13 protein-coding genes are annotated in these 18,576 nt (G+C 70.3%); 8 read left to right on the forward strand and 5 right to left on the reverse strand.

The genetic code is table 11. The annotated features are described in order from the left end of the window. Window positions 1–31 precede the first annotated feature (31 nt). Window positions 32–2,080: a phenylacetic acid degradation bifunctional protein PaaZ gene (gene paaZ / locus NYO99_RS02695; protein ID WP_268165559.1), complete on the forward strand. Its 2,049-nt coding sequence runs from the start codon at window positions 32–34 to the stop codon at window positions 2,078–2,080. Between the two features lie 15 nt (window positions 2,081–2,095). Here paaZ and NYO99_RS02700 read toward each other — a convergent pair whose 3' ends face one another. Further along, window positions 2,096–2,824 (reverse strand): C40 family peptidase, encoded by a 729-nt coding sequence (locus NYO99_RS02700; protein WP_268165560.1) that lies wholly within the window; start codon window positions 2,822–2,824, stop codon window positions 2,096–2,098. A gap of 224 nt (window positions 2,825–3,048) precedes the next feature. Between NYO99_RS02700 and NYO99_RS02705 the strand changes: the two genes are divergently transcribed. Then, window positions 3,049–4,953 (forward strand): propionate--CoA ligase, encoded by a 1,905-nt coding sequence (locus tag NYO99_RS02705; RefSeq protein WP_268166447.1) that lies wholly within the window; start codon window positions 3,049–3,051, stop codon window positions 4,951–4,953. A 56-nt stretch (window positions 4,954–5,009) separates the two neighbouring features. Then, entirely contained in the window at window positions 5,010–6,995 is a 1,986-nt protein-coding gene (locus NYO99_RS02710) for a M3 family metallopeptidase (protein WP_268165561.1), read from the forward strand. 46 nt (window positions 6,996–7,041) lie between these two features. Here the strand turns inward: NYO99_RS02710 and NYO99_RS02715 are convergent, their stop codons facing one another. After that, window positions 7,042–7,521, reverse strand: coding sequence for a hemerythrin domain-containing protein (locus tag NYO99_RS02715; protein ID WP_268165562.1), 480 nt, complete (start codon window positions 7,519–7,521; stop codon window positions 7,042–7,044). 162 nt (window positions 7,522–7,683) lie between these two features. Beyond that, window positions 7,684–9,081 carry an argininosuccinate lyase gene (gene argH, locus NYO99_RS02720; RefSeq protein ID WP_268165563.1) on the reverse strand — a complete coding sequence of 466 codons (1,398 nt, stop codon included), beginning with the start codon at window positions 9,079–9,081 and terminating at the stop codon, window positions 7,684–7,686. 69 nt (window positions 9,082–9,150) lie between these two features. Between argH and NYO99_RS02725 the strand changes: the two genes are divergently transcribed. From NYO99_RS02725 to NYO99_RS02740, 4 genes are read left to right on the forward strand one after another with little or no spacing between them, the layout of a single operon-like run. After that, the gene (locus tag NYO99_RS02725) at window positions 9,151–10,266 is read left to right on the forward strand and encodes a sensor histidine kinase (protein WP_268165564.1); all 1,116 of its coding nucleotides are present in this window, start codon (window positions 9,151–9,153) and stop codon (window positions 10,264–10,266) included. Beyond that, window positions 10,263–11,084, forward strand: coding sequence for a LytR/AlgR family response regulator transcription factor (locus tag NYO99_RS02730; protein WP_268165565.1), 822 nt, complete (start codon window positions 10,263–10,265; stop codon window positions 11,082–11,084). Before NYO99_RS02725 ends, NYO99_RS02730 begins: the two co-directional genes overlap by 4 nt. Then, on the forward strand, window positions 11,084–12,028 hold the full coding sequence (locus NYO99_RS02735) for a hypothetical protein (protein ID WP_268165566.1): 945 nt from the start codon (window positions 11,084–11,086) through the stop codon (window positions 12,026–12,028). The genes NYO99_RS02730 and NYO99_RS02735 overlap by 1 nt, the downstream gene beginning before the upstream one ends. After that, the gene (locus NYO99_RS02740; RefSeq protein WP_268165567.1) at window positions 12,025–13,356 is read left to right on the forward strand and encodes a hypothetical protein; all 1,332 of its coding nucleotides are present in this window, start codon (window positions 12,025–12,027) and stop codon (window positions 13,354–13,356) included. The genes NYO99_RS02735 and NYO99_RS02740 overlap by 4 nt, the downstream gene beginning before the upstream one ends. Before the next feature lie 14 nt (window positions 13,357–13,370). Here NYO99_RS02740 and NYO99_RS02745 read toward each other — a convergent pair whose 3' ends face one another. Beyond that, a complete protein-coding gene (locus tag NYO99_RS02745) occupies window positions 13,371–14,165 on the reverse strand; it encodes an alpha/beta fold hydrolase (RefSeq protein WP_268165568.1) in 795 nt (264 codons plus the stop codon). 273 nt (window positions 14,166–14,438) lie between these two features. Here NYO99_RS02745 and NYO99_RS02750 point away from each other — a divergent pair, with 273 nt between their 5' ends. Further along, entirely contained in the window at window positions 14,439–15,041 is a 603-nt protein-coding gene (locus tag NYO99_RS02750; RefSeq protein ID WP_268165569.1) for a DUF6976 family protein, read from the forward strand. A gap of 39 nt (window positions 15,042–15,080) precedes the next feature. Here the strand turns inward: NYO99_RS02750 and ppc are convergent, their stop codons facing one another. Next, window positions 15,081–17,879 carry a phosphoenolpyruvate carboxylase gene (gene ppc, locus NYO99_RS02755; protein WP_268165570.1) on the reverse strand — a complete coding sequence of 933 codons (2,799 nt, stop codon included), beginning with the start codon at window positions 17,877–17,879 and terminating at the stop codon, window positions 15,081–15,083. Window positions 17,880–18,576: the final 697 nt, after the last annotated feature.

The following is an 18,576-nucleotide window of genomic DNA, read 5'->3' on the forward strand; positions in this document are numbered from 1 at the left end:
CGCCGACCCGCGCGGCCTTGAGGACCAAGAGATGGCAGTTCCCACCCTCCAGAGTTACATCGCCGGCCGCTGGGTTGGCGAGCGTGCGGCCAAGGCGCTCACCAGCGCGATCAATGGCCGCACGGTGGCCCACACCCACGAGGAAGGGCTCGATTTCGCTGAAAGCCTGGCCTACGCCCGCGGCACCGCCTTGCCCGGCCTGCTGCGCACGCACTTCCAGGACCGCGCCCGCGTGCTGAAGGCGCTGGCAACCTACCTGATGGAGCGCAAGGAGCAGCTCTACGCCATCAGCGCCCACACCGGCGCCACGCGCAGCGACTCGTGGATCGACATCGAAGGCGGCATCGGCACGCTGTTCGCGTACGCCTCCATCGGTGGCAAGGACCTGCCCAGCAGCAACGTGCTGCACGAAGGCCCGCCCATGCGGTTGGGCCCCAATAACCATTTCATCGGCAGCCACGTGCTCGTGCCCAAGCGCGGCGTGGCGCTGCACATCAACGCCTTCAACTTCCCGATGTGGGGCATGTTGGAGAAGTTTGCGCCCAGCTTCCTGGCCGGCATGCCCTGCCTGGTGAAGCCCGCCACAGCGACCAGTTATGTGGCCGAGGCCTGCGTGCGGCTCATCGTCGAATCTGGCCTGGTGCCGGCCGGGGCGCTGCAGCTCATCATCGGCGGCACGGGTGACCTGTTCGAGCGCCTGGACGAGGCCGACGTGGTCACCTTCACCGGCAGCGCCGACACCGCGCTCATGCTGCGCGCGCATCCGAACCTGCTGAAGAAGAGCATCCCGTTCAACGCCGAGGCCGACAGCCTGAACTGCGCCATCCTCGCGCCCGACGTGACGCCGGACGACCCCGAGTTCGACCTCTTCATCAAGGAAGTCGCCCGCGAGATGACGGCCAAGGCCGGCCAGAAGTGCACGGCCATCCGCCGCACGCTGGTGCCGCGCCCGCTGGTGGACGCGGTGGCCACGGCGCTGAAGGCGCGGCTCGCCAAGACGGTCGTCGGCGACCCGGCCGTGGACGGCGTGCGCATGGGGGCACTGGCCAGCAAGGCCCAGCAAGCCGACGTGGCCGAGCGCGTGGCGCAGCTGGCGCAGAACTGCGAACTGCTGCTGAGCGAGCGCGATGGCTTCGCGCCCAAGGGCGAGGGCGTGGCCGACGGGGCCTTCTTCGCGCCCACGCTGCTGCTGGCGCGGGATTCGGCCGCCAGCGATGCGCACCACCTGGAAGCCTTCGGCCCGGTGACGACGCTGCTGCCCTACGGCGATTTTGGCGAGGCCCTGCACCTGGCCACGCTGGGCCGCGGCAGCCTGGTGGGCACGGTGTGCACCAAGACGCCGGCCCTGGCCGCCCAGGCGGTGCCGACCTTTGCCGCCTGGCACGGCCGCATGCTGGTGCTGGACCGCGAGGCCGCGCTGGAGAACACCGGCCACGGCTCGCCGCTGCCCAAGCTCAAGCACGGCGGCCCGGGCCGCGCGGGTGGGGGCGAGGAACTGGGCGGCCTGCGCGCGGTGAAGCACTACCTGCAGCGCTGCGCGGTGCAGGGCTCGCCCACCATGATCTCGGCCATGACGGGCGAGTACCAGCGCGGAGGCGCCGTCACCGAGAGCGAGGTGCACCCGTTCCGCCGCTACTTCGAAGATGTGGAAGTGGGCATGAGCCTGCTGACCCACCGCCGCACCGTCGGCGAGGCCGACATCGTGGCGTTCGGTGGCCTGTCGGGCGACTACTTCTACATGCACTTCGACGAGGTGGCCGCCAAGGCCTCGCCGTTCGGTCAGCGCATTGCACACGGCTACTTCGTGCTGTCGGCCGCGGCGGGCCTGTTCGTGAGCCCCGCGCCCGGCCCGGTGCTGGCCAACTACGGGCTGGAGAACCTGCGCTTCGTCACGCCGGTGGCGATCGGCGACACCATCCAGGCGCGGCTCACCGCCAAGCGCAAGATCGACCGCCCGCCGCGCGACGACCAACCCGCGCAAGGCGTGATCGGCTGGGACGTGGCCGTGACCAACCAGCGTGGCGAGCTGTGTGCGAGCTACGAGATCCTGACGCTGGTCGCGAAGAAGCACGCGGGCTGAGGCCCGCGCCGCGCGTCAGCGCGCGGCTGGGCTCTCGGCCGCGGCCTTCAGGTCGGCGCGGCGCGCGCCGGTGAAGCGCTTGGCCCAGTAGGAGTCGCGCATGTCCTCCACGCGCACGGCGCTGCCGGTGCGCGGGGCGTGGATGAACTTGCCTTCGCCGACATAGATGCCCACGTGGCTGAAGGTGGCGCGCATGGTGTTGAAGAACACCAGATCGCCCGGCTTCAGCTCGTCCTTGCGGATGGGGGAGAGGCTGCCCATCTTGGCCTGCTCGTCGGCGCGGCGCGGCAGCACCAGGCCCACGCTCATCTCGAAGATGTGGCGCGTGAAACCGCTGCAGTCGAAGCCGTTTTCCACCGAGTTCCCGCCGCGCGTGTAGCGCACGCCGAGGAAGTTCATGGCCGACAGCACCAGGTCCGAGGCCGTGTCGCGCACGCTGTCCAGCAGCCGTGCCGGTGCATTGGGCTCGCCGGTTGCGGTGCTCAGCAGGCCGCGCTCGCTGAGGAAGCGGCTGACGGCGTCACCCGGCGTGGCGGCGGGGGCAGGTTTTGCGGCGGCGGCCTTGTCCACCGCGGCCTGCTGTTGTTGCAGGCTCTGGCCGTAGGCACCGGTCATCGTGCCCGGCGGCGGCGCTGGCGGCAGGGCCGAGGCCTGAGCCACGCCCTGCGCATGCGCGGCGCAGCCCCAGGCCAGCAGGCCAGCGGCAGCAACACGGTTCAGCAAAGCACGGGAAACCAGGCGCATGCAGGACGGGAGAACGGGACGGGCCGCGAGGGCCAGGTAGCAGTGGTGTGAAGGCGGCGCGCAGGGTAGGCCGGGGCAGCTGCCAGCGTCAACCGACGCGGACGTAAAGCGCCGGATTTTCAGGGCAAACCCCGGCTTCGCCAGCGGCGACGTCGGTGGAAACCCTGTATTTTGTCACGGGCGCCACGGGGTCAGATTGACGTCAGTGGTGCAAGCCCACACTGATCGGCATGAAGACCTACGCCGACTTCCACCGCCACTCCCTGAACGACCGTGATGCCTTCTGGGCCGAGCAGGCCAAGCGCATCGACTGGCACACGCCGCCGCAGCAGGTCTGCGACACGAGCCGGCCGCCGTTCGCGCGCTGGTTCGTCGGCGGCACCACCAACCTCTGCCACAACGCGGTGGACCGCCATGCGGCGGCCAGGCCGGATGACGCGGCGCTGATCTGGGTATCCACCGAGGTGGGCCGGGAGATCGTCTACAGCTTTGCGCAGCTGCACGAAGAGGTGCAGACCATGGCCGCCATGCTGCAGGCGCAGGGCGTGGGCGAGGGCGACCGCGTGCTGATCTACATGCCCATGATCCCCGAGGCCGCGTTCGCGATGCTGGCCTGTGCGCGCATCGGCGCCATCCACTCGGTGGTGTTCGGCGGTTTCGCGTCGGTCAGCCTGGCCAGCCGCATCGACGACGCGGCACCTAAGCTCATCGTCAGCGCGGACGCTGGCAGCCGTGGCGGCAAGGTTGTGCCCTACAAGCCCTTGCTGGACGAGGCCATCACGCTGGCCGCGCACAAGCCCGAGCGCGTGTTGATGGTGGACCGCGGCCTGGCTCCGTTCACGCCCGTCGCGGGCCGCGACCTGGACTACGCCGCGTTGCGCGCCCAGCATGCCGGCGCCCAGGTGCCGGTGGTCTGGCTGGAGTCCAACCGCATCAGCTACACGCTCTACACCAGCGGTACGACCGGCAAACCGAAGGGCGTGCAACGCGACGTCGGCGGCTACGCCGTGGCGCTGGCCACCAGCATGGACTACGTCTTCGGCGGCAAGGCTGGCGAGACCTACTTCTCCACCAGCGACATCGGCTGGGTGGTGGGCCACAGCTACATCGTCTACGGCCCGCTGATCGCCGGCATGGCCACGCTGATGTACGAAGGCCTGCCCATCAACCCGGACGCTGCCATCTGGTGGAGCCTGGTCGAGAAGTACAAGGTCACGGTCATGTTCAGCGCGCCGACGGCCGTGCGCGTGCTCAAGAAGCACGACCCGGCGCTGCTCAAGCGCCATGACCTGTCGTCCTTGCGCGCGCTGTTCCTGGCCGGCGAGCCGCTGGACGAGCCGACCGGCCGCTGGATCGCCGAGGCGCTGGGCGTGCCCATCATCGACAACTACTGGCAGACCGAGACCGGCTGGCCGTTGCTGACCGTGGCCCACCACATCCCGGGCGTGGCGCCAGTGCCTACGCGCTTCGGCTCGCCCGGCGTGCCCATGTATGGCTACGACGTGCAGTTGCTGGACGAGCAGACCGGCGAGCCGCTGACCGAGGCGAACCAGAAGGGCGTGCTGACCATCGCGCACCCGCTGCCGCCGGGCTGCCTGCAGACCGTGTGGGGCGACGACGAGCGTTTCGTGCGCACCTACTGGAGCAGCGTGCCGGGCAAGCAGGTGTACTCCACCTTCGACTGGGGCCTGCGCGACGAGGACGGCTACACCTTCATCCTGGGCCGCACCGACGACGTCATCAACGTGGCCGGCCACCGCCTGGGCACGCGAGAGATCGAGGAGTGCATCTCCAGCCATAGCGCCATCGCCGAGGTGGCGGTGGTGGGCGTGGCCGACCAGCTCAAGGGCCAGGTGGCGCTGGCCTTCGTCGTGCTGCGGGACCCGGCCCAGGCCAGCCCGGCGCTGGAGGCCGAGGTGCTCAAGCATGTGGACGGCCAGCTGGGCGCCGTGGCGCGGCCGGCGCGGGTGCACTTCGTGAGCCTGCTGCCCAAGACGCGCTCTGGCAAGCTGCTGCGCCGCGCGCTGCAGGCCGTGGCCGAGGGGCGTGATCCGGGCGACCTGACGACGCTGGACGACCCCACGGCGCTCGCGCAGGTGAAAACCCTGTTGGGCCACCGCAGCGCCTGAGCCCGGCCGGCCCGGGCGGCCGGGCCAGAATCGCGGCCTTCCCACAAGGAGCGCCCATGAAACCCCTGCCCATCACGCTGGCGGCCTTCGCCCTCGGCAGCCTGAGCGGCCTGCTGGCCGCACAGCCCGCGCCGGCCCTGCCGGGCCCCAACTTCCCCACCTACGCCAGCGTGGCGGACGTGCAGACCCGCTGTGACGCGGGCCTCAAAGGTGCGCGCCAGCGCGTCGTTCAACTGGAGAAGCGTGCGGTGGATGCCGGCTGGCTGGCCGCGCTGGATGACCTGACGGTCTACTTCGAGGACCACCAGTACCCCAACGACTTCATCCTCAACGTCCACCCCGACAAGGCCATCCGCGATGCGGCCCAGGCCTGCTCGCTGCGCTGGGCCGACTTCAGCTCCAGCCTGGGCCAGAACGAGAAGCTCTACCGCGCGCTGCGCAAGGCGCCGCAGGCCGATGCTGTCGATGCCGAGTTCGCACGCCTGTCGCTGGGCCAGTTCGAGGACAGCGGCGTGGCGCTGCCGGCGCCCAAGCGAGCGCGGGCCAAGCAGATCCTGGACAAGCTGATCGAGCTGGACCAACAGTTCAACAAGAACATCCGCGACGCCGGCACCCGCGTGGCCTTCACCGAGGCCGAGCTCAAGGGCGTGCCCGAGGGCGTGTGGGCCGGCGCCAAGCGCGACGCCCAGGGCCGCGTCGTGCTCGGCGTGGACTACCCGAGTTACGTGCCGGTGATGCGCAGCGCCGAGAGCGAAGCCGCCCGCGAGCGCATGTGGCGCGCCAAGACCAACGAAGGCGGCGCGGCCAACCTGGCGCTGCTGGCGCAGATCGTCACGCTGCGCGGCGAGTACGCGAAGCTGTTCGGCTTCAGCAACTATGTGGACTTCAACCTGCGCCGCCGCATGGCCCGGGACGGCGCGACGGCCACCAAGTTCCTCGACTCGGTGACCGGTGCCGTCAACGAGCGCGAGCGTGCCGAATTGCTGGAGTTGCGCGAGGCCAAGGCCCGCCATGTCGGCACCGCGCCCGAGCGCACCACGGTGCAGCGCTGGGACGCCACCTTCTACAGCGAGCGCGTGAAGCGCGAGAAGTTCAGCGTCGACCAGAACGCCTTCCGCCCGTACTTCCCGCCGCAGGCGAGCCTCGAGTTCTCGATGCGCATCGTCGAGCGGCTCATGGGTGTGAAGTACCAGCGCGTGGCCAACAAGCTCTGGCACGACGAGGTGCAGACCTATGTGGTCAGCGATGCCGCCAGCGGTCAGCCCATCGCGCAGATGTACGTAGATCTGTACCCGCGCGAGGGCAAGTACAACCACGCCGCCGTGTGGCCGCTGCGCGGCAGCGCCACGCGCGCCGGCCGCACGCCGGCGGCGGCGCTGGTGGTCAATTTCGACCGCGAGGGCCTGACGCTGGATGAGGTGGAGACGCTGCTGCACGAGCTGGGCCACGCGGTGCACGTGAACCTGTCCAAGACGCGCTACGCCGCAACGGCCGGCACGGCCGTCATGCACGACTTCGTCGAGGCGCCGTCCCAGATGCTGGAGGACTGGGTCTACGACAAGGACGTGCTCAAGCTCATGCAGGACGTCTGCCCGAGCTGCAAGCCCGTGCCCGATGCGTTGGTGGCCCAGGCCCAGGCCGCCAAGCACCACGGCAAGGGCGGGCAGTTCGGCCGCCAGCACCTGTACGCCAGCTACGACCTGACGCTGCACCAGGCGGCCAAGCCGGAGCCGCTGCCGCTGTGGGCCAAGATGGAAGGTGCGACGCCGCTGGGCTATGTGTCGGGCACGCAGTTCCCGGCCGGCTTTGCCCACATTGCCGGTGGCTATGGCGCGGGCTACTACGGCTACCTCTGGAGCCTGGTGGTGGCGATGGACCTGCGCACCGCGTTCGCGGCCGACAAGCTGGGCGCGGACGTGGGCCGTCGCTACCGCGACGAGGTGTTGGGGCAGGGCGCGCAGAAGCCGGCGCCCGAGCTGGTCAAGGCCTTCCTGGGCCGCGAGAGCAACTCGCAGGCGTTCTTCGAGTACCTGAAGAAATGAACAAGGGCCGCGTGAGCGGCCCTTTCTTCGTGCGCACGCGCGGGCGTCAGTGCCCGCAGCTGCTGCTGCCGCAGCCCGAGGCGCCGGCCTCGGCCGTGACGGCTTCACGGCACTCGCCGGTGGCCGGGTCGAAGCCCCGCTGCTCCATCGTGAACACCAGCGCCGCATCCATCATCTCGGCATGCTGCGGGAACCAGCCCGCCAGCTCCGTGCGCAGGATGGACAGCGGCTCACGGTCGTTCAGCTCGTTCGCGTAGCGCAGCGCCTCGCGCATCACGTTCAGCACCATCGCGTGCTGGCTGCTGTGGCAGTTCTGCGGCTCGAAGCCGCAGCGCGCCATCCAGTCCTCTTCCATCGCGAAGTGGGCCTCGGTGTGAGCCAGCAGCGCGTGGTAGGCGGGCAGGGCGTCCTCGCCCGCATCCAGCGCGGCGCCGAAGGCGTTCAGCAGCTCGATGAACTCCTGGTGGGTGGTGTCCAGCTGGGGCTGGTTCAGGACGAGGTTGTCGGTCCAGGCAAGGGTGGTCATGTCAGCAGTTCCGTGTGATTTCTGGCCGAGCGCCGGGCCGCTCCCAAGCCGGCCCGTCGTGGCGATGTGCGAGCGGCTTGATGCCGCAAGCATCGCCGTCCCTTCGGGGGACCGACCAGGCTCGCGCGCGTCCAGCGGCGCGAGCCTGGGCGAGGGGCATGTTCATGCCAGGCGGGAGCGATGGCGGGCCACCTGCGCGCGCACCTGCGCCGGCGCCGTGCCGCCCAGCACGTTGCGGGCGTTCAGCGAGCCTTCCAACGACAGCACATCAAACACATCGGCCTCGATGCGCGCGTCGAAGGCCTTCAGCGCGTCCAGCGACAGCGCGGCCAGGTCCACACCCTGGGCGGTGGCCGTCTTCACGGCGTGGGCGACGACCTCGTGCGCGTCGCGGAAGGCCACGCCCTTCTTGACGAGGTAGTCGGCCAGGTCGGTGGCCGTGGCGTGGCCCTTCAGCGCCGCGGCGCGCATCGCCTCGGGCTTGGCTGTCAGGCCGGCCAGCATGTCGGCAAAGATGCGCAGCGTGTCCTTGAGCGTGTCGACGGTGTCGAACAGCGGCTCCTTGTCTTCCTGGTTGTCCTTGTTGTAGGCCAGCGGCTGGCCCTTCATCAGCGTGACGAGGCCGATGAGGTGCCCCACCACCCGGCCGGTCTTGCCGCGGGCCAGCTCGGGTACGTCGGGGTTCTTCTTCTGCGGCATGATCGACGAGCCGGTGCAGAACGCATCGGGCAGCGCGATGAAGCCGAAGTTCTGGCTCATCCACAGGATCAGCTCCTCGGACAGCCGCGAGATGTGGATCATCACCAGCGAAGCGGCGGCCGAGAACTCGATCGCGAAGTCGCGGTCGCTGACCGCATCCAGGCTGTTCTGGCACACGCCCTCCATGCCCAGAGTGCGGGCCACGCGCTCGCGGTCCAGCGGGTAGCTGGTGCCGGCCAGCGCGGCGGCGCCCAGCGGCAGGCGGTTCACGCGGCGGCGGGCGTCGAGCATGCGCTCGGCGTCGCGGGCGAACATCTCCACGTAGGCCAGCAGGTGGTGGCCGAAGGCGACCGGCTGGGCCACCTGCAGGTGCGTGAAGCCGGGCAGGATGGTGTCGGCGTACTGCTCGGCCTTGTCCACCAGCACGCGCTGCAACTGCGTCAGCAGACCCGTGATGTCATCGATCTCGCCGCGCAGCCACAGCCGCACGTCGGTGGCGACCTGGTCGTTGCGGCTGCGGCCGGTGTGCAGCCGCTTGCCGGCGATGCCGACTCGCTCCGTCAGGCGGGCCTCGATGTTGAGGTGCACGTCCTCCAGGTCGAGCTTCCAGTCGAACTGGCCGGCCTCGATCTCGGCGGCGATCTCACCCAGGCCGCGTTGGATGGCGGCGTGGTCCTCGGCGCTCAGGATGCCCTGGGCCGCCAGCATCTCCGCGTGCGCCAGGCTGCCGGCGATGTCGGCGCGCCACAGGCGCTTGTCGAAGTCGACGCTCGCCGTGTAGCGCTTCACCAGGTCGCTCATGGGTTCGGAAAACAGGGCGGACCAGGCTTGGGACTTGTTGGCGAGTTGGTTGTCAGACATGGGGCGAACAGCGTTGGGGCTGCGCGCACAATCGCGCGCAGCCCGGCATTATCGAACGCCGCCTCCGCCATGCTTTCGTCTCTCTTCAAGCGTCGTCGCGAGCCGCCCGCCAGCGTCTGGCACGACTCCCTGCAGGTCAGCCAGTGGCTGGGCTTTGCCGCGACCGAGCTGCCCGAGTTGCCCCAGCTGTCCCGTGCGCCGCTGCTGGACCCGACGCGTGCCTTTGACGTCTGCCACGTGGGCCTGGTGCTGCGCGCCGTGCTGGGCGTGCAGCTGCTGCTCGCGCTGGGCATGGCGCTGGTTGCGCGTGATGCCAGCCAGTGGCTGTCGATGACGGCGGGTGGCACCGTGGTGACCATGTTCGCGGTGCTGTTCTGGCTGTTGACCGTGTGCGCCGCCCGGCGGCTGTGGCCGCGCCTGCCCGAACCGGCGCAGTGGCTGGCCTTGATGGCGCTGGGCGCCGTGGGCGCGGCCATGGGCTTTGCGCTCTACAACCTGGCCAGCGAGGAGCCGGCATCGGCCTGGCGCTGGGGCAGCATCGCCGCGTCGGGCGCCAGTGGTGCGGCCGTGCTGCTGGCCTGGCTCAAGCTGCGCGAACACAGCCAGCGCCCGGCCGATGCGCTGGCCCAGCTGGTGGAGCTGCAGTCGCGCATCCGGCCGCATTTTCTGTTCAACACGCTGAACAGCGCCATCGCGCTGGTGCAGGTGGACCCGGCCCGCGCCGAGGGCGTGCTGGAAGACCTGGCCGAGCTGTTCCGCGTCGCGCTGGCGGATTCCAGCGCCTCGGTCACGCTGGCCGAGGAGGTGGAGCTGGCGCAGCGCTACCTGGCCATCGAGCAGATCCGCTTCGGATCACGGCTGCGCGTGACCTGGCAGCTGGACCCGGCCGCCGGCAGCGCGCGGCTGCCGCCCCTGCTGCTGCAGCCGCTGGTGGAGAACGCGGTGCGCCACGGCGTGGAGCCCAACGACGAAGGCGGCGAGCTGACGGTGACCACCAAACGCCGTGGCAGCGAGGTGGAGATCTGCATCGTCAACAGCGTTGGCGCGCCCGCGCGCACCGCGGGCCACGGCCTGGCCCTGCGCAATGTGCGCCAGCGGCTGCGGCTGATGCATGACGTGGCGGCCACCTTCGACCTCGAATCCACCGACACTCGCTTCTCCTTGCGCATCGTTCTGCCGTTATGACCGCACTGCGAGTCCTCATCGTTGACGACGAACCCCTGGCGCGGCTGCGGCTGCGTGGTCTCGTGGAGGCCATCACCGAACCCCGCTGCGAAGTGGTGGCGGAGGCCGCGACCGCGTCCCAGGCCACCGCCTGGCTGCGCGAGCATGGCTGCGACCTGTTGCTGCTGGACGTGCAGATGCCCGGCGCGGACGGGCTGCAGTTCGCCGACACCCTGGCCGCGCGCGCGGCCGCCGGCCAGCCGGTGCCGATGATCGTGTTCGTCACTGCGCACGCGATGCACGCGCTGCGTGCCTTCGAGCTGGATGCGGTGGACTACCTCACCAAGCCCGTGCGTCGCGAACGGCTGCAGGCCGCTCTGGCCCGCGTGTGGCAGCGCATGACCGAGCGTGCCGCCGTGCAGGCGCGCCAGCCGGCCGATGCGCCGGCTGCGCCCGATGCGGACTTCATCACCATCACCGACCGCGGCCGGCTCAAGCGCGTGCCGCTGTCGGAGGTGCTGTACTTCAAGGCCGAACTGAAGTACCTGACGCTGCGCACCGCCAGCGAGAGCCATGTGATGGACGGCGCGCTGTCTGACCTGGAGCAGCGCCACGGCGATCGCTTTCTGCGCGTGCACCGCAATGCGCTGGTGGCCCGCTGGGCCGTGCGCGAACTGGAGCGGCATGCGCCCACCAACTTCGGCGAGCTGGACGGCGGTGACGCTGCCGACGGCGCCGACAGCTGGGCGGTGCGCATCGTCCATGTGGACGAATGGCTGGCCGTGTCGCGCCGGCAGGTGGCGGCGGTGCGGGAGGCGCTGGCGGGGCAGGGGCGCTGATGCGGCGCGCGTGGCTTGCGGCGGTGGCGCTGCTGGCCAGTGCGGCCCCGCCAAGCCATGCCCACTGGGCGGCGTGGTGCGCGCATGCAGCGCCGGTCACGCCCGCGCCTGCGGAGCTGGCTGCGCTTCGCCGCAGCGCGCAGGCCTTGCGGGCGCAGCGCGAGCCGCGGGCCGAGGCGCTGAGTGACTACCTGATGGCCCAGGCTGGCGGTGATGAAGGCGAACACGCGCGTCAGCGCCTGCAAGGCCGCGCGAGGATCTCCACGGACCCCTTGGTCACGGTGCTGGCGCTGCACATGCCTTGCCTGCAGCCGGGGTGCCGCAATGTCGACGCCGCGCAGTGGTCCCGTCTGGAGCCGGCGAATGCGCTGGCCTGGTTGGCGCTCGGCGGCGCCGGCAACGAGGCGCATGTGCTGCATCAGGTGGCCGAGCGGGCGCGCTACCTGCGCGGCTACCAGACCGAGGTGGCCGGACTGCTGCGGAGCGTGGCGTCGACGGGGCCTGCATTGCGCTCCCCCTGGGCGCTGGCCAGCTTGCACGCCTTGGCCGGCCCCTGCCGCCAGGGGCCGGGTGACACCGGCCGGACCGAGCGCTGCGACAAGGTGGCCGAGTTGCTGTGGCAGGACGGGGGCGCGACGGAGCGCCTGGCAGCCCTGCTGTTGGTGCACCGCCAGGCCCTGCTGCCGCCGGTGCGGCGCGACGTTTGGGCGGCCCGCCTGCGGGAGTTGCAGGCCGTGACACGGTGGTTGAGCGCGGCGCGCATCGACCGCGAATCACCAGCCACGCGCCGCGAGGTCTGTGCCGCGTTCAGCCCGCCGCTTGGCGCGCCATCGTCCACCTGGGGTGAGTGGGAGCGCGCCGTGCTGGTGTTGCAGGCCAACGGCATGAACTGGCGGGGGCTGAGGGCGCGTGGCGGTGTGCTGCCCTGGCCGGAGTCGCCATGAGGCAGCGCCATCGCCTTTGGCTGGGCCTGCTGTTGCTGACGGTGGTCGCAGCGCTGGGGCTGGGCTTGGCGGGCGCCGGCTGGCGGGAAGCAGCCGTGACGCCGCCGCTGGCGGGCGCATCGGCGGCCCGGGATTCGCGGGCCGTCGCAGCGCCGGTGTCCGCGAGCGGGGCGCATGCTGCCGTGATGCCGTTGGCTGTGGCAGACGCGGACGCGGCCACGCTGGCGCTGATGCAGCGCATCAGCGCGGACTGGTGCGGCTTTGGTGCTGCCGAGCGCGACCGCGCGACGGAGGCGGCGCGCGATGCAGCAGAGGCCTCGCCCGGGGCTGGCGCCGACGCGATGGCGCGCTTGGCGGACTCGCCCGCGTCCCGCGTGCTGGCGCAGGCGTCGGAGCAGGTGCGCCAGCGGTGGGTGGCGCTGCTCTCGCAGCAGGCCGACCCGCGCGCGCAGGCGCTGGCCGACCTGCTGGTCACGCGGGGAGACGATGCCGAGGCTGACGCTGCCGCCCGGGCCCGGCTGCAAGCCCGCGCGCGCAGCAGCGCCGATCCGATGTTGACGGCGCTGGCGCTGCAGCGACCTTGCCGGGACGGCGCCTGTGCGAACGTCGAGGCCGCGCAGTGGGCACGGCTGGAGCCCGCCAATCTGCAGGCCTGGCTGGCGCTGTGGGGCTCGCCCGGCGATGAGTCATCGCGCAACGCCTACGTGCTCGACCGGCTGGCGACCGAGGCGCGCTACTCGCGCAGCTATGCCCGGGAGGCGCACCAGCTGCTGGCGTCGCTGCCGCAGGCCACCGCGCTCGGCTTGCAGTCAGAGGCTGAGTTGAACCTGCAAGGCAGTGTGGTGTTCGGGTGGCCGTTGCAGCGCATGTCGCCGCTCGTGCAAGCCTGCCGGGCGCCCTCCGTGCAGGCGGGCACCGCGGGCCGGTGCGAGGCCGCGGCGCGACTGCTTTTCGAGCAGGAGGACCTGCTGCACCGCGCGATGGCCATGGCCATCGCACGTTCGCTGGTCGCGGTGCAGCCCTCGCTGCGACCGCGCTGGGAGGCGCCGGCCCGAGCGCTGGAGGCCGCGCAGGTATGGAGTGCCACGGAGGCCGAGCGCATGGCTGAGGCGGCGTCAGCGGCTGGCGCGACGTCCGCGTGTGCCTGGCAGACAGGCCACCGCGATGTGATGGCCAGCCAGCTGCAGCTGGGCGAATGGGGCCGTTTGCAGTCCGCGATGCGCGAGGCCGGCGTGGACGAGGCGGCGTTGTCGGCCCGCTTTCGCCAGGAGCACAGGCGCAGCGTGCTGGACGCGCCGCCAGCGCCGGCTTCGGCAGCCGGGCGTTGATCGCTTGCGATGGCTCAGCCGGCGGGCTGAACCATCGCGCGCAGGTGGGCGAAGATCAGCGGGTTCACCCGCTCCGGCTCGCTGAGCGGCGCGAGGTGCGCGCCGCCGTCCAGCCAGGAGAGCTGCGCCCGGGGCAGGCGGCGGGCCAGCGTCTGCGCCACGGCACGGGCGCTGTCGCGCGTGGCGCCGCCGCAGATCAGCTGCACGGGCATCTGCAGGCGGGCGAGTTCGTCGTTGCGCCAGCGCGCGCCGTACAGGCCTTCGAAGTGGCGGCGGATGGTGGGCATGGGCTCGGCGAGGCGGGCGCGCTGGGCGGCGTCCAGCTCAGGCCAGATGTCGCGGCCCTGCCAGTAGCCGACGAAGCCGCGGGCGGCGGCGTCCAGGTCGCCGCGGTCCAGGTCGGCCTCCACGGTCTGCGCCACCTGCCGGGCTTCGTGCAGGCCCGGTTCGCCCTCGTCCAGCACGCCGAACGCGACCGGCTCGTACAGCGTCAGCGAGCGCACGCGCTGCGGCAACAGCAGGGCCAGCTGCAACGCAGTGGCGCCGCCGTAGCTGTGGCCGACGAGGTGCAAGGGCTGCTCGGGCGGCAGGTCCAGCGCGGCCAGCACGGCCTGGGCTTCGGTGCGCAGGTCGCCGGGCGCGCCGTCGGGCCAGCCTGCTTGCCCGCCGTGCCCCATGAAGTCGGGCGCATGCCAGGGGCCGCTCAGGCCCTGGGCGGTGGCGTCGGCGATGAGCCGGCGCCATTGCCGGCCGCTGGCGCCGCTGGAGTGCAGGCAGACGATGGGCGAATGGGGCGCGATGTCGGTCATGGCGTGTTCAAGGTGCACAGCCAGCCATCGTACGGGCGCGTTGCAGGCGCCCGCTCAGCCGGGGTTGAATTGTGAATTTCTTCACTATTATTCCGTGCGTTTGTATCAAACAAATCAAATGAAGCGAAGAAAAAGGTAAATTTGAGGCCTGCAACAACATGACGGGCCGAGCGCTTGCGACCCTTTGATGCCTGCGACGGCGTATGTCGCGGTGGTTGTGGGTGTGCAGCGCAGGGCCGGGCTGCCGACGGGAACCTCAACGTGAACCAATTGATGACCATCGATGCTGTCGTGCGCCTGATCCGCGGCGGCAAGGCGCTTGCAATCACCGGCGTGGAAGAGGCGCTGGACCAGCTGCCGATCGGCAACTGGATTGGCGGTACCGCGCCGCATCTGAGGGACGCGAGTTTGTGCGCGAGCACGGACCGGCAGGTTTTCGTGAGCGAGTTGCCGGCCCTGGGGCTGACGTCGGTGCAGCACTACGATGGGGAGCGCATGGCAGCGATTGGCGCCCATGCACCGCCGCAGGGATACAGCCTGGTGATCGTGCCGGACGGCGCCTCAGCACATCGGCGCTTGGCATCGGGGTTCGGTGATGGGGCAGGCGGTGCGCCGCGCCCGACGGTCGGCTGGGTTGCCACGGTCGACCCCGCCCGGCGTGGGCTGCGCCAGCCGCTGGTGTACTTTGGCAAGACCGGGCAGAAGCTGGCGGATGGCGCCGTCGTCGCCCATGCGCGCGTGCCGGCTGGCACGTCGCTGGGTGACGGTGTGGCGCGCCTGATGGCGCCGCGCGGGCTGGATGTGCTGTGCTTTGCGCACAGCGGCGCGGCCACCGCGCCCGCCCGTGCCGAGAGCGAAGCTGCGTTGATGGACTGACCGGGGGGGGGGCGGCAGCCGGTGCTGCCGTGGCGCCCGTCAGCCGGTGTTGCGCAGGCCGGCGGCGATGCCGTTGATGGACAGGTGGATGCCGCGCTGCACGCGCTCCATCGCGGGGTCGTCCTTGGCGATGTGGCGGTAGCGGCGCATCAGCTCGACCTGCAGGTGGTTCAGCGGGTCGATGTACGGGAAGCGGTGCTCGATGGAGCGGGCCAACGATGGGTTGGCCGCCAGGCGCTTGGCATCACCGGTGATGAGGTTGAGCGCCGTTTGCGTGCGCTCGAACTCTTCCTTGATGGCCGCGAAGATGCGCTTGCCCAGCTTCTTGTCTTCCACCAGCTCCACGTAGCGCTCGGCCAGCGCGAGGTCGGCCTTGGCGAGCACCATGTCCAGGTTGGACAGCAGCGCGCGGAAGAACGGCCAGCCCTTGAGCATGCGCTTGAGCAGCGCCAGGTTCTTGGTGCGCTGGGCCGGCTCCTCGCCGAGGAAGGCCTCCACGCCCGAGCCGAAGCCGCACCAGCCCGGCAGCGCCACGCGGGCCTGGCCCCATGAGAAGCCCCAGGGGATGGCGCGCAGGTCCTCGATGGCCCGCGTGGCCTTGCGCGACGCAGGGCGCGAGCCGATGTTCAGCTCGGCGATCTCGCGGATGGGGGTGGACGCGAAGAAGTAGTCGGCAAAGCCTGGCGTGCCGTAGACCAGCTTGCGGTAGGCCGCGAAGCTCGCATCCGATAGCGCCTGCGCCGCCTGCAGGAAGCTCTTGGGCGCGCTCTGCGTGGGATGCAGCAGCGTGGCCTCCAGCGTGGCGGCGACCAGCGTCTCCAGGTTGCGCCGGCCGATCTCGGGATGGGCGTACTTGGAGGCGATGACTTCGCCCTGTTCGGTCAGGCGGATCTGGCCGTTCACGGTGCCCGGGGGCTGGGCCAGGATGGCCTGGTAGCTCGGGCCGCCGCCGCGGCCCACCGTGCCGCCGCGGCCGTGGAACAGGCGCAGCGTGATGGGGCCGACGCGCTTGAGTTCGTCGAACAGCTCGACCAGTGCGATCTCGGCGCGGTACAGCTCCCACGACGACGTGAACATGCCGCCGTCCTTGTTGCTGTCGGAGTAGCCCAGCATGATGTCCTGCTCGCCGCCCGAGCGGTCCACCAGGCCGCGCACGCCGGGCAGCGCGTAGAACTCGCGCATGATCTCCGGCGCGATGCGCAGGTCGCCGATGGTCTCGAACAGCGGCACGATGATGAGGTCGCTGGTCGCGTACTCGGACAGCACGCCGCGCAGCAGGCCGGTTTCCTTCAGCAGCAGGGCCACTTCCAGCAGGTCGCTCACCGATTCGGTGTGGCTGATGATGTAGTGGCGCAGCGCTTCGCGGCCGAAGCGGGCCAGCGCCTCGCGGGCGGCTTCGAAGGTGGCGAGCTCGAACTGGGTCTTGTCGGTGTAGCTGGCGCCGATGACGCGCAGCGGGCGGGCGTCGTTCAGCAGCTTCAGCAGCAGCGCGCGCTTGGCGGCTTCATCCAGCGCCGAATAGTCGCTCTCGATGCGCGCGACGGTCAGCAGCTCGGCCAGCACCAGCTCGTGCTGGTCGCTGCTCTGGCGCAGGTCCAGCGTGGCGAGGTGAAAGCCGAACACCTGCACGGCGCGCATCAGCGGCGCCAGGCGCGGTGCGATCAGCGCCTCGGCGTGGTGGCTCTTCAGCGAGGCCTCGATGGTTCGCAGGTCGGCCAGCAGCTCGTCGGGCGTGCGGTAGGGGTCCTGCGGCGCGACGGCGTGGCGCAGCGCCTCGGTACCGGTCAATTCGTGCAGCGTGGCGGCCAGGCGGGCGTACATGCCGGTCAGCGCGCGGCGGTAGGGCTCGTCCAGGCGGTGGGCGTTCTGGTCGGGGCTGCGCTCGGCCAGCGCCTGCATGTCGGCCGACACGCCGGTCAGGCGCAGCGAGATGGACAGCTCGGCGCCCAGCTCGTGCAGCTCGGTCAGGTAGTGGCGCAGCGCGACCTCGCTTTGGCGCTGCATCGCACGCTTCAGCGTGGCGGCACCGACGTTGGGGTTGCCGTCGCGGTCGCCACCGATCCAGTTGCCCATGCGCAGGAAGCTGGGCAGGTGGGTGCCGGGCAGGTGCTCCTCCAGCTCGGCGTAGAGCTTGGGAATCTGACGCAGGAAGGTCGAGTGGTAGTAGGACAGCGCGTTCTCGATCTCGTCGGCCACGGTCAGCTTGGAGTAGCGCAGCATGCGCGTCTGCCACAGCTGCGTGATGCGGGCGCGCAGCAGGCTCTCGGTCTCGCGCTGCTCGCGTTCGGTGCCGTCGCGGTCGCGCTGCTCCAGCAGGCCGGCGACGGCGCGCTCGGCGTCCAGAATGCTCTTGCGCTGCACTTCAGTCGGGTGGGCGGTCAGCACCGGCGAGATGAAGCCGCGCTGCAGCACCTCGGCGATCTCGGTCGGGCGGATGCCCGCCTCGTGCAGATGCTCCAGGCAGTAGGCCAGGGAGCCGGGCTGCAGGCTGCCGGCGCGCTCGTGCACGTCGCGACGGCGGATGTGGTGGCGGTCCTCGGCGATGTTGGCCAGGTGCGAGAAATAGCTGAACGCGCGGATGACGCTGACGGCCTGATCGCCCGACAGGCTCTTCAGCAACTTGTCGAAGCGCTTGCCGGCTTCCTTGTCGTGCTTGTGGCGATAGGCCACGGACAACTGGCGCACACGCTCGATCAACTCGAAGGCTTCGCGGCCTTCCTGCTCCCGGATGACGTCGCCGAGCAAACGGCCCAGCAAGCGGATATCTGCGACCAACGGCTCGTTTTTGTCCGTCTTCTTGTCGGCTTCGGGGCGGGAAGAGGCGGCTCGTGAGGGCATGGCGGGTCGTCCGGTCGGAAGGTGGAAATCAAAAAGGTAACGAAGTTACCAAAATGTCACTCTAGCAGTTTCCTGTTGGCCAAGGCGCTGTCTCGCGCGCTGTGTTGCAGGTGCGACGCGGAGCTTGCCAAGCCCTGTTTGTGCCCGTTTGGCCGCAGCCGCCCAGCAGCGCGGGCGTGTCATGGCTGCGAGCCGGGAGTGGAGCTTCGGCCGCGGCGAAGCGCGCATTGCAAAAGCGCGTCAGGACGTGTGGGCTGCTGAGCGCAAGGGGGGGGGGGGGCGAGTCTGTTGGTCGGGGTAAGCGCCGGGTGCGGGCGGAGCCGGAGCCGCGCAACGTCCTGTTTTGCGGCGACACCGAGGGGGGCTGTGGCCGCCGGGCCTTGCAAACCCGATTGCGCCGTAAAACGGAATCGACTACCGTTGACAACGTTGTCTATTTCGAGCGCGGCGGCTGGTTCGTGTCGATCCATGAGACGGTTGGGATCGCTATCAGTCTGTGTGGGAATGTGTCGGTTTTCTTGCGCTGGCGGCCGTGATCGGTGTGATCGGATCTGCGTGCCCGCGCACCCGGGGCGCCTGTCTGTGGCAGGGTCGCTACGCAGGTAAACCCCAGCAGGATGGCGGTATCCACAAAAATACAGTCCGCATGTGGCTTGAGATGGCAGCCTCTTTCAACCATTGTTGGTATCGCTAACAA

The organism is Roseateles hydrophilus, assembly GCF_026712245.1.
GTDB classification, from domain to species: Bacteria; Pseudomonadota; Gammaproteobacteria; order Burkholderiales; family Burkholderiaceae_C; genus Pelomonas; species Pelomonas hydrophilus.